The 14,857-nt window shown below is 64.9% G+C and carries 13 protein-coding genes; 10 read left to right on the top strand and 3 right to left on the bottom strand.

Translation table 11 applies throughout. The annotated features are described in order from the left end of the window. From PAN31108_RS17765 to PAN31108_RS17775, 3 genes are all read left to right on the top strand, one after another. Nucleotides 1–213, top strand: a 213-nt coding sequence (locus tag PAN31108_RS17765) for an NAD(P)(+) transhydrogenase (Re/Si-specific) subunit beta (protein WP_150670151.1), incomplete at its 5' end; no start/stop codon positions are given. 87 nt (nt 214–300) lie between these two features. Then, a complete protein-coding gene (locus tag PAN31108_RS17770; protein ID WP_150670152.1) occupies nt 301–1,251 on the top strand; it encodes a LysR family transcriptional regulator in 951 nt (316 codons plus the stop codon). A gap of 548 nt (nt 1,252–1,799) precedes the next feature. After that, nucleotides 1,800–3,011, top strand: a complete 1,212-nt coding sequence (locus tag PAN31108_RS17775; RefSeq protein WP_174995038.1) for an MFS transporter — start codon at nt 1,800–1,802, stop codon at nt 3,009–3,011. Between the two features lie 72 nt (nt 3,012–3,083). Here the strand turns inward: PAN31108_RS17775 and PAN31108_RS17780 are convergent, their stop codons facing one another. Beyond that, on the bottom strand, nt 3,084–3,842 hold the full coding sequence (locus tag PAN31108_RS17780) for a 2-keto-4-pentenoate hydratase (RefSeq protein ID WP_150670154.1): 759 nt from the start codon (nt 3,840–3,842) through the stop codon (nt 3,084–3,086). Nucleotides 3,843–4,165: 323 nt separating this feature from the next. On the opposite strand from PAN31108_RS17780, the gene PAN31108_RS17785 reads away from it, so the two are divergent. Beyond that, nucleotides 4,166–4,894 carry a GntR family transcriptional regulator gene (locus PAN31108_RS17785; RefSeq protein WP_150670155.1) on the top strand — a complete coding sequence of 243 codons (729 nt, stop codon included), beginning with the start codon at nt 4,166–4,168 and terminating at the stop codon, nt 4,892–4,894. 25 nt (nt 4,895–4,919) lie between these two features. Here PAN31108_RS17785 and PAN31108_RS17790 read toward each other — a convergent pair whose 3' ends face one another. Continuing rightward, nucleotides 4,920–5,594, bottom strand: a complete 675-nt coding sequence (locus PAN31108_RS17790) for a GntR family transcriptional regulator (protein WP_150670156.1) — start codon at nt 5,592–5,594, stop codon at nt 4,920–4,922. A gap of 196 nt (nt 5,595–5,790) precedes the next feature. Here PAN31108_RS17790 and PAN31108_RS17795 point away from each other — a divergent pair, with 196 nt between their 5' ends. The 3 genes from PAN31108_RS17795 (at nt 5,791) to PAN31108_RS17805 (ending at nt 10,053) form a co-directional block, all read left to right on the top strand. Beyond that, entirely contained in the window at nt 5,791–6,585 is a 795-nt protein-coding gene (locus tag PAN31108_RS17795; protein WP_150670273.1) for an enoyl-CoA hydratase/isomerase family protein, read from the top strand. Nucleotide 6,586: 1 nt separating this feature from the next. Then, a complete protein-coding gene (locus PAN31108_RS17800; RefSeq protein ID WP_150670157.1) occupies nt 6,587–7,843 on the top strand; it encodes a CaiB/BaiF CoA transferase family protein in 1,257 nt (418 codons plus the stop codon). 332 nt (nt 7,844–8,175) lie between these two features. Further along, entirely contained in the window at nt 8,176–10,053 is a 1,878-nt protein-coding gene (locus PAN31108_RS17805; RefSeq protein WP_150670158.1) for a glycoside hydrolase family 15 protein, read from the top strand. 44 nt (nt 10,054–10,097) lie between these two features. On the opposite strand, the gene PAN31108_RS17810 is transcribed toward PAN31108_RS17805, so the two are convergent. Continuing rightward, on the bottom strand, nt 10,098–11,441 hold the full coding sequence (locus PAN31108_RS17810) for an aminotransferase-like domain-containing protein (protein WP_150670159.1): 1,344 nt from the start codon (nt 11,439–11,441) through the stop codon (nt 10,098–10,100). A 225-nt stretch (nt 11,442–11,666) separates the two neighbouring features. On the opposite strand from PAN31108_RS17810, the gene PAN31108_RS17815 reads away from it, so the two are divergent. From PAN31108_RS17815 to mdtD, 3 genes are all read left to right on the top strand, one after another. Then, nucleotides 11,667–12,449, top strand: a complete 783-nt coding sequence (locus tag PAN31108_RS17815; protein ID WP_150670160.1) for a sulfite exporter TauE/SafE family protein — start codon at nt 11,667–11,669, stop codon at nt 12,447–12,449. A 125-nt stretch (nt 12,450–12,574) separates the two neighbouring features. Then, nucleotides 12,575–13,165 carry a hypothetical protein gene (locus PAN31108_RS17820; RefSeq protein ID WP_150670161.1) on the top strand — a complete coding sequence of 197 codons (591 nt, stop codon included), beginning with the start codon at nt 12,575–12,577 and terminating at the stop codon, nt 13,163–13,165. Between the two features lie 170 nt (nt 13,166–13,335). After that, on the top strand, nt 13,336–14,754 hold the full coding sequence (gene mdtD / locus PAN31108_RS17825; RefSeq protein WP_150670162.1) for a multidrug transporter subunit MdtD: 1,419 nt from the start codon (nt 13,336–13,338) through the stop codon (nt 14,752–14,754). The last annotated feature ends 103 nt before the right edge of the window (nt 14,755–14,857 follow it).

The following is a 14,857-nucleotide window of genomic DNA, read 5'->3' on the forward strand; positions in this document are numbered from 1 at the left end:
GTGAACCCGGCGGCGAAGAACGATCCGCAATCGCCGATTGCCGGCATGCCGATTCTCGAGGCGTACAAGGCCAAGACGATCATCGTCAACAAGCGTTCGATGGCGGCGGGTTACGCCGGGCTGGACAACGATCTTTTCTACCTCGACAAGACCATGATGGTGTTTGGCGACGCAAAGAAGGTCGTCGAGGAGATGGTGAAGGCGGCGGCCTGATCGAAGACGTGTATGGGGCGCGCCGCCGTGTGCGGCGCGCCTTCGCCATTTCGATGGCGCGTGGGTCAACTTATTGGCAGGACCTTTATGAACGTATCGCTGAGACAACTCAAGGTCTTCATGGTCGTGGCGCGCAGCAAGAACTTCAGCCGCGCGGGCGCCGAGATCGGCCTGACACAACCGGCCATCAGCCGCTGCATCAATGAGCTGGAAGGGCAACTGGGCCTGCGTCTGGTGGATCGCACCACGCGTGAAGTCGCGCTCACGGACGCCGGCGTCACGCTCGCGGGCAACCTCGATCGCGTACTCGACGAGCTCGAGATCGCGCTGCTTCAGACCCACGGCGCGGAAGCGCGCACGACGGGGCGCGTTCGCATCGGCGCCGCGCCGACTATCTCCGCGACATTGATGCCGCGCGTGCTGCTGGCCTCGCAGGCCACGTATCCCGATATCGCACTCGCGCTCGTCGACCAGATGCAACGCGCGGTGCTCGACAGCGTGCGTGCGGGCGACGTCGACTTCGGTATCGTGGTCGCCCCGCAAGGCGCCGACGATCTGACGACCGAGCATTTGATGAGCGAGCCGTTCTGTCTCGTTTGCCGTAGCGATCATGCGCTCGCGGCGCAGGCGGCCGTGCACTGGTCGGAGCTCTCGGGAGAGAACCTTGTGCTGCTCAACCAGAGTTCGGGCAGCCGTCCGCTCATCGATCGCGCACTCACGACGCAGAAGGTGCAAGGCACCATCACGCAGGAGCTTGGGCACGTGAGCACCATCTTCCGCATGGTGCAGGAAGGGCTGGGGGTGAGCGTGCTGCCGCCGCTGGCGTTGCCGCTGCCGGAGAACTCCACGCTCGCGGTGCGTCCACTGTTGCCCGCGTTTGAGCGCAACATCGTGCTGGTGCGCCGCAAGAACCGCTCGCTCTCGCCGGTGGCCCATACCGTGTGGGAACTGATCCACCGCGTGGTGCGCGAGCGTAACAAGGGTTTCGCGTTGGCCATCGAGCCGGGGCAGACTGCTGCGGCGAGCACGATCAACTGAATCCTCGATTCGAATCAACGACTTGCCTTCCCTCATCAAGGACTTGTCCACAGACTTGAACACAAAATCTGTGGATAAACCGGCGGCACTCGCAGACGATTTGCCTGCGAGTGCCGTCGTCTGATCGCCTCCCGCGAAAACCTCAATCCGATCAAGCGCTTGAGCCACGTGTTCCGTTCGTTGTCCACAGCGTTGTGAACAAAAACGGTGGATAAGTCCTGTGCGTGAGCCGTGTGCGCGATGCCGTCTCACGATTCGGCGGCCTGTCCGGTGCGAGGCGCCTCAGCCCGGTTTTTTCACCGTGACATTGATGCGCCGCCGCCGCACTTCGGCAGCGATGTTGCGAAAGACACACTGTACTGTCACGTAGAGTGCGCTAAAATTCTCAACATCGATTGCGCGTTCCGCAACGCTGACGGCTCGCACCCTCCCTCTTCAATCGACAACGCAGAAGTCTCTGCCGCGTCATGTCTGTATTTCTTTCCATCTCGATGACTTCTGATATTGCGCAGCCGCGCACGGGCTTTTGGCCTGCGCGTGCGGCAACGATGGCATTGCTGTTTTGCAGCGGATTTCTTTACGCGACGTGGGGCGTGCACGTGCCGACCGTCAAGGCGATGTTCGACCTGAACGACGCCAGCCTGTCCGTGGCGATGTTCGCCGTGGCCGGCGGCGCCATCGTCACGATGTCCCGCATGGCGCGCTGGGTCGGACGTGCAGGCAGCCAGCGCGCCAGCCTGCATTCGGGGATTGCGCTGGCGCTCACGAGCGCCTTCATCCTCTCGATGCCGAACTACTGGGCGCTCGTGGGATGGCTCGCGCTCTACGGTGCGGCGAATGCGACATACGATGTCGCCGTGAATGCCCAGGCCGCCACACTCGAAGCGCGTTACCGCAAGCCGATCATGGCGTCGCTGCACGGATGCTTCAGCCTCGGCGGGATGGCCGGTGCGCTCGTCGGGGGGGCGTGGCTCGCGCACCATGGATCGCCGCAATGGCATATCGGTATGGCGGCCCTTGGCTGCGCCGTGGTGATCGTCGTCGGTGCGCGTTTCATGCAACCGGACATGCTGCCCGGTGAAGCGCCGGTCGCGAATGCGCAGGACGTGACGGCATCTGCCGGGAAGCGCACGCCGCCGCCCGCATTGAGCGAGGCGTCTCGCCGTCAATTGCATCGCAAACTGACGGGCTTCGGCGTACTGGCGTTCCTCGGGTTGGTGGTGGAAGGCGCGATGTACGACTGGACGGCGGTGTACATGCGCGAAGTGGTGTCGGCGCAGGGCGCATGGATCGGTGCAGGCTACGCGGCATTCTCCGTCGGCATGGCGGCCGGACGCTTCGGCGGCGACCCCGTGCGCGCGCGCATGGGCGGCGCGCGTTTGCTACGCGTGAGCAGTCTGCTGTGTGTCGGCGGTGTGCTGCTGGCGTTGTTCTGGCGTGAACCGGCGGCGGCCGTCGTGGGCTTTGCGTTGGCCGGGCTGGGTTTATCGAATGTGATGCCGGTGATGTTCGCCGCGTCGGGCGAGGTGGCGCGCAGCGCCGGCATGGCGAGCGCCGAGGCCATCGCGGTGATGGCGCGTCTTGCCTACCTCGGGCTGTTGATCGGGCCGGTGCTGATCGGCGCGATCGCGCACGGTATCAGCTTGCCGGTGGCGCTGGGGGCCGGACTGCTGTGCATCGTGCCGATCGCGCTGCTCGCCCCGAAGATGCTCGCCGGTGCAGACGGACGCGCCCCGACGCCGGCGTCCGCGAAGGACTGAGGATCGGGGGCGCAGCAAACCTGGGGCGTAATGCGGGGAGAGATGCGGGGATAGATGCGGGCAGAGATGCGCTTACGTCAGCGTGACGGCTACGTCGCCGATACCGTCGATCACGCCGCGCAACTCGCCCGGGCCGTCGGCGGGGATCATGCCGACGTAAGAGCCGCATGTGACGATCGCGCCCGCGCGCATCGTGATGCCGCGCTTGCCGTTGTGATTCACCAGCCAGGTGAGCAGAGCGCGCGGATCGCCGCCGGTGTTGAATACCTTTGCCGGGGTGATGTCGCGGCCGGCGAGGGTGAAGACGGCCTTGGGCTTGAGGTAGTCGAAGCTCGCGTCGTAGCTGCGGCCGCTACCGATCACGAGGGCGCCGTTGTTCTGAAGGTCGGCCAGCACGAAGCGGCTGTCGAGCCCCTTGTCGGCAAAACGGCTGTCGGTGATTTCGATGGTGGCCAGCATGTCGTCCACGAACATCATCACCTCACGCTCGTCGTATCGGCCCGGTTTGATGTCGCGTGCCAGACGGAAGGCGATTTCCAGTTCGAGACCGGGGCGGAAGAAGTCGTCGAGCGCGAGCGTGCCACCGGCATTGCCGACCACTGTCGCCGGAATCGGGGCGCAGTTCGGCAGATCCGACGGCGTTTTCGCACCGACTTTCCACGCGGCGATCGTGTCGCCGAGCAGATCGAGCGTGCGCAATTGCACGGCATAGGCGGCGTCGGCGTCGACGGGGATCAGTGCCTCGGCGGGCGAGTCGATGGGCGTGTCGCCGCGACGGGTGTCGGCGAGCAGGCGAGCGAGCGATTCGACGGCGGGTTGGGTCTCGAACATCTTGCGAATCTCCTGAGGGAAGGGCGATGCGCCGGTCAGTTGCCGGGCGCGTGTCGCCCCACATCGTATACAAAATTCAAGCGATGTTGCGCTGCGATGCGAACATGTCGCGTTCTCAGTGAAAACACCACACAACGTAGTCAAAACGACGTCGATCTGCGAGAATCGAGCTTCGTAATATTTCGTAACAATGTGTCTTGGTCCGAGAAATATTGCGTGGTTTCAGGAGCGGCGCGGCATGGATTAGGATCGTCGTCGCTCGCGAAAGTGCTGTGCATGCAGTCGTTGTCTTTCTTCCCGAAACGAATGACCAGGGCAAGCCTATGCACTCCGTGACTTTGAACGCCGTACACGACCACACCATCCATCCGCCGGACGCCGGCGCGAATCAGGCAAGCCAGCCGATCAGCCGCCAGGCGCTGCATCTGGCCGTGATGGATCGCTTGCGCAAGATGATTACCGAAGGGCTGCTGCCGCCGGGGGCGCATCTGAACGAGCGCGCGCTGTGCGAGCAACTGGGCGTGTCGCGCACGCCGCTGCGCGAGGCGCTGAAGATGCTGGCGGTGGAGCGTCTGATCGATCTGCTGCCCAATCGCGGCGCCCGCGTCGTGACGCTCTCCGCGAGCGATATCGCCGATGCCTTCGAGTTGCTGAGCGGCCTCGAAGCACTCGCCGGCGAGTTGGCGTGCGAGCGCATCACGCAGGCGGAGGTCGACGAGATTCAGGAGCTTCACAGCGCCATGGACGCCTGCTATGCCAACGGCGATCTGTCCGGCTACTTCGACTGCAATCAACGGATCCACGACCGCATCAATGCGGCGGCGCGCAATCCTGCGCTCACGCAGATGTATCAGTCCGTCAATCAACGGCTTCAGGCGCTACGCTTTCGCTCCAACCTGCACGCAGGCAAGTGGGAGCGTGCGATCGACGAACATGTCCAGATGTTGCAGGCGTTGCATCGACGAGACGGTGCCGCGCTCGGTCGGCTGTTGCGCGGGCATCTGATGGCAAAGTGCGCTGCCGTGCTCGCGAACGTGCGCGTTGCCGCCTGACCCGTGTCTGTCCGAGCGCGCGGTATCAGGCCGCGCGGTTCATGCTCACGAGCCCTTCGTTGAGCATGGCGGCAACGTAAGCGTCCGTCTTGCTGCGCAGGTGCGCTTCCATCAGCGTGCGCAGACGTTTGCCGTCTCGCCGGCGCAATAACGCCAGCATTTCCGCGTGTTCGTCGACGGCCTGACGCCAGCGCTCGGGTGTCGGCGTCAGACGCTCGCGCACGTGGCGCAACCGGGCGTTGAGGTTGTGAAAGTATTCGGCCAGCGGACCGTTGTTCGCCATGCGCAGAATGCTCAGGTGAATTTGCTGGTTCAGCGCGAAATAGGCCGCGTGATCGGCGCGCGCGTACGCCGCTTCCATGTCTTGCTGCAAGCCCGCCAGGGCGTCCAGATCGGCCTCCGACGCCTTCTCGCAGGCCTGTTCCCCGGAAAGTCCTTCCAGCACCGCCATCACGGCGAGCAGATTCACGACTTCGTCCACGCTCACCCGCGCCACGCGCGCGCGCCGTGTCTCCGAAATCTCCACCAGCCCCTCGTTCGCCAGACGCTTGAGCGCTTCGCGCAGCGGTGTGCGCGATACCGCGAGTTCGTCGCACAGCGCCCGCTCCGAGAGCGGTGCGCCGGGGCGAAGGTCGCCGCGCACGATGCGCGCTTTCAGGGCTTCGTAGGCGGCGGCGTTCAGCGAGGCGGAGGCAGTCATGCGCGACGATTTCAAAAATGGAATGCCAATTTTGATGGTGGAACATCACCAGGTCAATCGCTCGTTGGCAAAAATTCCATGTTTACCCTGATTTTTTCGATTGCAGCTTGCCAACGAGATGCTGGTGATTTTATCGTTTACTCAAAATTGGTATGCCAAAAATCACATGCCGGACGACATAGGGTGCGCGCCGGCGATGCAAGGAGGCAATGTGACATCGACCGTTCTGACCGAGCGACACGGCGCGATCGCGCGGGTCACGCTCAACCGTCCCGAGAAGCTCAACGCGTTGACCAAGCCGATGTGGCAGGCGTTAGGCGACACCATTCTGACGTTGTCCGAGTCGCCGGACGTGCGGTGCATCGTGCTGCGCGGCGCGGGAGAAACGTCGTTCGCGCCGGGCAACGACATTGCGGAGTTCGAGACGGACCGCGCGAATGTCGGGCAAGCCCGTGCTTACGGTGCGCTGATGCATCGCACACTCGACGCGCTGGCGAACTGCCCGGTGCCGCTCGTCGCGATGATTCACGGTATTTGTGTGGGGGGCGGTATGGAAATCGCGGCGTCTTGCGATATCCGGATCTGCGGCGAGTCGAGCCGCTTTGGCGCCCCGATCAACAAATTGGGGCTCGTGATGGCGCACGCGGAATTGTCCGGGCTCGTGCAGTTGCTCGGTCCGGCCAAGGCGCTGGAGATCCTGCTGGAAGGGCGGATTTTCGATGCGCAGGAGGCCCAGCGCATCGGGCTCGTCACGCGAGTGGTGCCCGATGCCGACGTGACGCGCGAGGCGCTTGAAAGCGCCGATCGGATTGCCGCCGGCGCACCGCTCGTCGCCCGTTGGCACAAGCGCTTCGTGCGAGAGCTGGTCAGTGGCAAACCGCTCACGCCAGCGCAGATCGACGAAGGTTTCGCCTGTTTCGGCACTGCCGATTTTCAGGCCGGCTATCGCGCGTTCCTGGCGAGGACGGCCCCGGTCTTCGAGGGGCGCTGAGATGAACGAGAGGCGTGAGACCGCCGGCGGCGGCACGAGCAAAACCGGCCCGTTGCAAGGCGTGAAGGTGATCGAGCTGTCGCACATCATGTCGGGGCCGGTGTGCGGAATGATGCTTGCGGACATGGGGGCCGACGTCATCAAGGTCGAGAAGATCGACGGGGACGACGCGCGTCGTTTCGCGCCGATCCTCGCGCACGGTGAATCGGCGTCTTTCATGATGCTCAATCGCAACAAGCGTGGCATTGCGCTCAATCTCAAGACCGAGGGCGGTCGCGACGTGCTGCGCAAGATGCTCGCGAGTGCGGACGTCGTCACCGAGAACTATCGCAAAGGCACGATGGAGAAGCTCGGCCTCGGTTACGAGACGCTGCGTGCGGCGAACCCGGGGCTGATCTACTGCGCGATTTCGGGCTATGGACGCACCGGTCCCTACGCGGACAAAGGCGGCTTCGATCTGATCGCGCAGGGGCTCTGCGGTCTGATGAGCGTGACGGGCGAGCCCGGGCAGGCGCCGATCAAGGCGGGCTCGCCGATCGCGGACATCAACGCGGGCATTCTGGCGGCGCTCGGCATCTCGGCCGCCTACGCACACCGGTTGCGCACCGGCGAAGGACAGGTCGTGGACACGTCGCTGCTCGAAGCCGGGTTTCAGCAAATGTACTGGGCGGCGGCGAACTTCTTTGCGAGCGGCGAAAATCCGCCGAAGTTCGGCTCGGCGAATCCGACGAGCACACCCTATCAGGCGTTTCGTACGCGGGACGGCTGGATCAACATCGGCGCGGCGAACCAGGCAAATTACGAGCGTCTGCTTCAGGTGCTCGACGCGCCCGAAATCGCCGGCGATGCGCGCTTTGCCACGAACGCCGGACGCACGGCAAACCGCGAGGAACTCGTCGAGCGCCTTACCGCTTATCTGATGCGCGACACGACGGCGCACTGGGTCGAGTGGCTCGATGCCGTCGGTTTGCCGGTCGGACCGGTCCTGTCGATTTCGGAGGCGGTGTCGCACCCGCAGATCGTGGCGCGCGAGATGGTCGTCGAAACCGTCCATCCGTCTGATGGCCCGACGCGCAGCATCGGGCTGCCGATCCGCTTTTCGCAGACCCCGAAGTGCACCGGCGGGCCTGCGCCACGGCTCGGCGAACACACCTTCGACGTGCTGGCCGACTATGGTTTCGATGCGGGGCAGGTACGCGATCTGGTCGCGCAGGGAGCGGTGCATGCCCTGGAGGCGGCCGCGCAAGTGAACGTCTGATGTATGTGTGGCGTCTCTCATGCGGATTCGCCGCGAGTTGACGCGTCAAACGGCAATTCGTCAGAACTTCCCTCTCGGTGGCCGGTCGGTTTTTCTAGCCGGTCGTGACAATGAGGTGTCCGGCCACCGATTCATCTGACCCGACGGCATCGTCGTAAGGAGGGAAGGCATGACCCTTGGCAGAATCCCCGGCAAATCACTCGCTTCATTGCGGCGAAGATGGTCGCCTATGTGCGACGCGCGTACCATGTCGGTTCATACGCTTGCGCTCCCGCGATGCTCGACGAATACGTCGCGCGGGACATCGTTCCTCTCCCGATCGCGAGGTGAGCATGCCGGCACGCATTGAAGATTACGCAATGATCGGCGATTGCCGAAGCGCCGCGCTGGTGGCGCGCGACGGCTCCATCGACTGGCTTTGCTGGCCGTACTTCGATTCCCCGGCGTGTTTCGCCGCCTTGCTCGGCGGCCCGGAACATGGCCGCTGGAAGATCGCCCCCGACGACCCGCGTGCGACCTGCACGCGTCGCTATCACGACGACACCCTGATTCTCGAGACACGCTTCGAGTCGGTCGAAGGCTGCGTCGCCGTGATCGACTTCATGCCGTTGCGCGACGGCGCCGCCGACCTCGTGCGTCTGGTGAAGGGCGTGCATGGCACGGTGTCGATGTCGATGGAGCTCATTCTGCGCTTCGACTACGGGGCGTCGGTGCCGTGGGCGCGCGCGTTGGACGGCGACGATCCGACGGGGCCGGGCATGCGCCTCGTCGCCGGGCCGGACAAGGTCGTGATGCGCACGCCTGTCGAGATTCAGGATGTGCCGGGCAGCCTGCGCGCGCGCTTCGACGTGAAGGCGGGCGACACCGTGCCGTTCGTGCTCTCGCGTGTGCCGTCGCATCATGCCGATCCGCGCGAGATCGATCCGCTCGCCGCACTCACCGATACCGAGCGCTACTGGCGCACATGGGCCAATCGCTGTCAGCTCGACGGGCGATGGTCCGACGCGATCCGGCGGTCGCTCATCGTGCTCAAGGCGCTGACGTTCGTGCCGACGGGCGGTGTGGTGGCCGCGCCCACGACATCGTTGCCCGAGCAACTGGGCGGCGAGCGCAACTGGGACTATCGCTATTGTTGGCTGCGCGACGCCACGCTGACATTGCAGGCGCTCATGCTCGGTGGCTACTACACCGAAGCGAGTGACTGGAGTCACTGGCTGGTGCGCGCGGTGGCGGGGGCGCCGTCGCAGGTCCAGATCATGTACGGGCTGTCCGGCGAGCGGCGGTTGCCGGAATGGGAAGTCGACTGGCTGCCGGGTTATGAAGGGTCGAAGCCCGTACGCGTGGGCAATGGCGCCGTCGGACAATTGCAACTGGACGTCTATGGCGAGGTGATGGATGCGCTGCATCAGTCGCGTCTGGGCGGACTGCCGCCGGACGACGCCACGTGGGAGGTTCAGACGAAACTCGTGGCGCATCTCGAAACCGTGTGGCGCGAGCCGGACGAAGGGATCTGGGAAGTGCGTGGCGGCCGCCAGCACTTCACCTACTCGAAGGTGATGGCGTGGGTCGCCTTCGATCGAGCGATCCAGTCGGCCGAGCGATTCGGTTTGCCGGGGCCGGTGGATCGCTGGCGGCAACGATGCCGAGAAATCCACGCCGACGTGTGCGCGAACGGCTTCGACAAGACCCGCAATGCCTTCATGCAGGCGTACGGATCGTCGGAGATGGATGCGAGCGTGCTGATGATTCCGCTGGTCGGTTTTCTGCCGCCGGACGACCCCCGGGTGATCGGCACCATCGAAGCGGTCGAGCGTGAGCTGATGCAGGACGGATTGGTGCAGCGCTATCGCACGAGCCGGGTGGACGACGGACTCCCGGCAGGCGAGGGTGCGTTTCTCGCATGCAGTTTCTGGATGGTCGATTGCCTTGTGATGATCGGCCGTCAGCGGGATGCGCGCACGCTGTTCGAGCGTTTGCTGTCGCTGCGTAATGATGTGGGCCTGCTGGCCGAGGAGTACGACACGACGCATGAGCGACAGGTCGGAAACTTCCCGCAGGCGTTCTCGCACATCGCGCTCGTGCACGCGGCGATTCGGCTCGACGCCCTGGCAGACGACGACCGTGCCGACGAGGCGCACAAGCCGGACACGTCGGGCGAGGACAAATTCGAGCATCTGGAGCACGTGGGCTACCGCGCGATTCGTGCCTGACTCGCCGCCGCTCGCCGCCGCTCGCCGCCGCTCGTCATAGAAGCTCATTCCGTCAGATCGAAGTCGTCTTCTCTCGCATTCAGAATGCCGGCGAGCGTGCGCAAACCCGCATCCAGCAGATCCATGCTCGGGCCGGCCAGCGCCAGACGTACCGCGTTGGGCGCGTGACCGGGCGTGACGGCGAACGTGGTCGATGGCGTCAGGCCGATGTCGTGGCGAGACGCGGCGGCCACCAACGCCTGCGAGCGCCAGTGTGCGGGAAGTGTCAGCCACAGGTGATAGCTCTTGCCGCTGGTGCGCACATCGAAGCCGGCGAGGCAGTCGGCGGCGATGCGCTGCCGCGCCTGCGCATCGAGACGTTTGAGCCGTACGAGTTCGGCGATGGTCCCATCGCTCATCATGCGTTGCGCGGCGGCGAACGCGTAACCCGGGGCCGCCCAGCCGCCCGAGCGCACCGCCGCCATCACACTTTCGCGAAGTCGCGGGGGCGTTACCAGAAACCCCAGATTCAGCCCCGGTGCGACCTTCTTCGACAGACTGTCGACGACGATGCACCGCTCGGGCGCGTGCGCGGCGAGGGGCGTGGCGTCGTCGAGAAATCCGTACACGTTGTCTTCGATGACGGTGATATCGAGTTTTTCCACCACGCGTAGCAGGTCGGCGCGTCGCGCGGGACTCATGGTCATGCCCAGCGGACTCTGAATCGTCGGTTGCAGATAGATGGCCGAGAGTTGCCCTTCACGGTGTGCGCTCTGTATGGCTTCAGGGCGCACCCCGCCTTCGTCCATCGCCAACGGCACGAGCGAGACGCCGAGGCGCGCGGCGATGCCTTTGATGAAGGGGTAAGTCAGGATTTCGACGCCGCATCGCCCACCCGGCGGCACCACGGCGGCGAGCGCGGCGGCGATGCTCTGGCGGCCGGCGCCGGTGAAGACGAACTGGTCGGGGGCGGGCGTCCATGACCCTTCCGAGAGGAACGCCGCCGCCGCGTGGCGCACGGCGAGCGTGCCGCCGCTCGTGGCCGGTCGCAACGCGAGTTCGAGATCGGCCGGTCGCTCCAGCCCGGCAAGGCTCCTGGAGATGAGCGCCGATTGCGCCGGAAGGATCGGAAAGTTGAACTCCAGATCGATGCGCACGCCACGCGGTTCACCCGGCGCGGCAACACCTCGCCGCGCCTGCCCCGAAACGAACGTTCCGCGTCCCACCTCACCCACGACGAGCCCGCGCCGCAACAGTTCGGCGTAGACGCGGCTGGCCGTCGACGCCGCAATCCCATGCGTGTCCGCGAAGTCGCGCTGCGGCGGCAGGCGATCGCCCGGTTTCAGCGTGCCAGCCGCAATGTCCGCAGCGACCCGGTCGGCGAGCCCCAGATAATCGGCTTTCGTCATATATTGCACCGAGAGCAATGTTTTAATTGCACCGACTTTAACATCGGAGCATTCTGATTGCACCTGCCGCTGCACCGTGTCCGTATCGTTGCCCCTTTTTTCTTGCGCGGCCGGCGTATTCGTTCAAAGGAGATGCGTCGTGTTGGCTTTATCGTGGTTGCTCGAATCTTTCGCCGTGGGTGTATTGCGTGACGGCCGTTGTCCCGCGCGGGCAGGGAGTATGTGATGACGCTGCCCCAGTTGTCCGGTCCCGAGTTGACGGTGATGACCATCGTCGTTGCGTTCGCTGCGGTGTTCCTGATTGCGTTCATGAAGGGGGCGTTCGGCGGTGGCTTCTCCATCGTCGGCATTCCGCTGCTGTCGATCGTCATGGATCCGGTAAGCGCCGGTGGTCTGCTGGCGCCGCTGTTCATCGCGATGGATCTGTTCGCGCTGCGTTACTGGAAGCCGTCGACATGGTCGCGACCGGATCTCGTACGGCTCGTGCCCGGGTTGCTCGCGGGCATTGCCTTGGGATACGGGGTGTTTCGCGTGCTCGACCATCGCGCGATTTCCATCGTGATGGCCGTGATCACGTTGATGTTCGTGGGGCTGTGGCTGCTCTCGGGCGCAAAGCAGGTCACGCGTGAGCGCTCGACGCCGAAGGCGATCACGGCAGGGGTGGCGTCGGGCGTGACGACGATGGTCGCGCACTCGGGCGGCCCGCCGTTGGCGATGTACCTGCTGCCGTTGGGTCTGAGCAAGGAGGTGTACGCGGGGACGACGAGCCTGTTCTTCACCGTGGGCAATGCGACCAAGGCGGTGCCGTGGCTGCTGCTGGTGCGCCCGACCGGATCGGTATGGGCGTTGATGGGGATCTGCCTGCTTGCGATTCCCGCCGGCGTGTTCTCCGGCTGGCGGCTTCATGCGAGGCTGGATCAACGCCAGGTTTACCGTGCTTGCTACGGCTTGCTGGTGGTCACGGCGATCAAGCTGTTATGGGATGGCATCTCCGGTTATCTGGTCTGAATCGAGCGCCATGCAGGTCGGATGCCGATGGGGGCGAGCGGGATCCAGGCTAAAGAAGGCCGTGCAATATACCGTAATACTTTCGAAGACTTACTTTTCGAATTTTTCACGGAGCCCCTCCCTCCATGACCATCATTATTCCGACCAAAAGCAGCGCCACGTCCGGCATGCTCGAGCGCTGGCAGTCGCACATCCAGCAACAGCAGGCCGACAGGGTGCAGGCGGCGCAGGCCGGCACGAAAGCCGCCGGTTCGACCGCTGCCCAGCCGGCGGGCGGCACGAACGCGACCGATGTCGCCGAGTCGGCTGCGTCGGCTGCGGGCGCGAACGCGGCTGGCAAGACCGATGCGAGCAATACCACGGGCCTGACCAGTACGACGGATAGCGCCGAGAGCAACGGCATCAGCCGTCTCGGCGACCGGACGCTCGTGGACCTGCGCGCGGTGAACCAAAGCGCGAAGCAGCAAGGGCAGGCGCAGGCCGCAGCGGATGCGGGCGCCACCGGCGACGACATCGCCTCACAGACCATCAGGAAGCTCAAGGAGATGCTCGCCAAGGTCATGGCGCAGCTCGACGCAGTGCGCAACGACGACCGTCTGCCGCCCGAGGATAAGCTCCAGCAGGTCAACGCACTGTCTGCGCAGGCGATGTCGATTCAGGCGCAGATTCTGGCGCTCATGAGTCCGACCGGCAACCACGTCAATACGACGGCCTGAACGACGCGAAGGCGCAGACGTGCAGATGCGCGGATGCGCTAGACGCATCGATTGCTGCAAAACGTGCATCGATGCGTCCGTGCGACGTCCGATGAAAGCGCGCTAGAATTCTGCCTTCGCTTAATTCTTCTCCGACGTGTGGCCTGTCGCCGCGCGCCGTCCTCTGCCGCATGAAGCAAGACAAGACGCTCACCGCCCTGCTATGGATCGTTGCGGCGGGCTTTTTCATGCAGGCGCTCGACACCACCATCGTCAATACCGCGCTGCCGGCAATGGCCGCCAGCCTTGGCGAGAATCCGCTGCGCATGCAGCCGGTCGTCGTCTCCTATTCGCTCACGATGGCCATGCTCACGCCCGCGTCCGGCTGGCTGGCCGATCGTTTCGGCACGCGACGCGTCTACTTCGTGGCGATTCTGCTGTTCGTGCTCGGCTCGATCGCCTGCGCGATGGCGCATACGTTGCCGCAACTCGTAATCGCCCGGGTGCTGCAAGGCGCGGGCGGCTCGATGCTTCTGCCGATCGGGCGTCTGGCCGTGCTGCGCACTTTCCCGGCCGGCGAGTATCTGGCGGCGCTGGCCTTCGTGTCGATTGCGGGGCAGGTCGGTCCGATGATCGGGCCGGTGCTCGGCGGCTGGCTCGTTCAGGTTGCATCGTGGCATTGGATCTTCCTCATCAACGTGCCGATCGGTCTTCTCGGCAGCGTTGCAGTGCGGCGTTACCTGCCGCGTCCGTCGGAAGACGACGTCATCGCTACGGGCTTCGACGGGTTCGGTTTCGTCTTGCTATCGGTCGCGATGGTGTCGTTCACGCTCGCGCTCGACCATCCGTTCCCCGAGGCCGGGTGGTGGCCGTCCGCCACGCTCGCGCTGCTGTGCGTGATCACGACCGTGGGCTATTGGCCCTACGCGCGTCGCCGGGCAGCGCCGCTGTTCCCGCTCGAACTGTTCGAGACGCGCAGCTTTCGTCTCGGGCTGTTGGGCAATCTCGTCGCACGGATCGGCAGCAGCGCCGTGCCTTTCCTGTTGCCGCTGCTGCTTCAGGTCGCCATGGGGTACAGCCCGCTGGCGTCGGGGCTGATGATGCTGCCGGTCGCACTGTCCGGCGTCGTCGTCAAACGCATGGTCACGCCGCTGGTTGCGCGTTACGGCTACACGCGCTTCCTGATGGTCAACACGGCGGTCGTCGGTGGATCGATCGCGAGCTTCGCGCTGTTCGGTCCGGGCTGGCCGATCTGGCTGGGGCTCGTGCAACTGGCGGTGTTCGGCGGGGCGAACTCGATGCAGTTCGCTGCGATGAACAGCGTCACGCTCAAGGATCTGGGCGCGCGTCGTGCGAGTGCGGGCAACGGCCTGTTCTCGATGGCGCAGATGCTCGCCCTCGGACTGGGCGTGACCATCGGCGGTCAGCTACTCGCGCGGTTCGGGCATCTTGCCGGTGAGGCGGGCAAGATCGGCGTGGGCGGCACCGTGGCCGGTTTCCGGATGACGTTCGTGTGCGTGGGGCTTATCACGCTGGCGTCGGCGCTGGTGTTCCGTCGCGTGGAGGATTCGGCGGCGGGGGAGAGCCGGGTGGCGAAGACCGGGGGCTAAGGGAGGCGAAGGGGGCGGAGGGAGGCGAAGGGAGGCGAAGGGAGGCGAAGGGAGGCGAAGGGAGGCGAAGGGAGGCGAAGGGAGGCAGGGGCTAACCCACGCG

Origin of the sequence: Pandoraea anhela, from assembly GCF_902459655.1 — a bacterium.
Taxonomy (GTDB): Bacteria; Pseudomonadota; Gammaproteobacteria; order Burkholderiales; family Burkholderiaceae; genus Pandoraea; species Pandoraea anhela.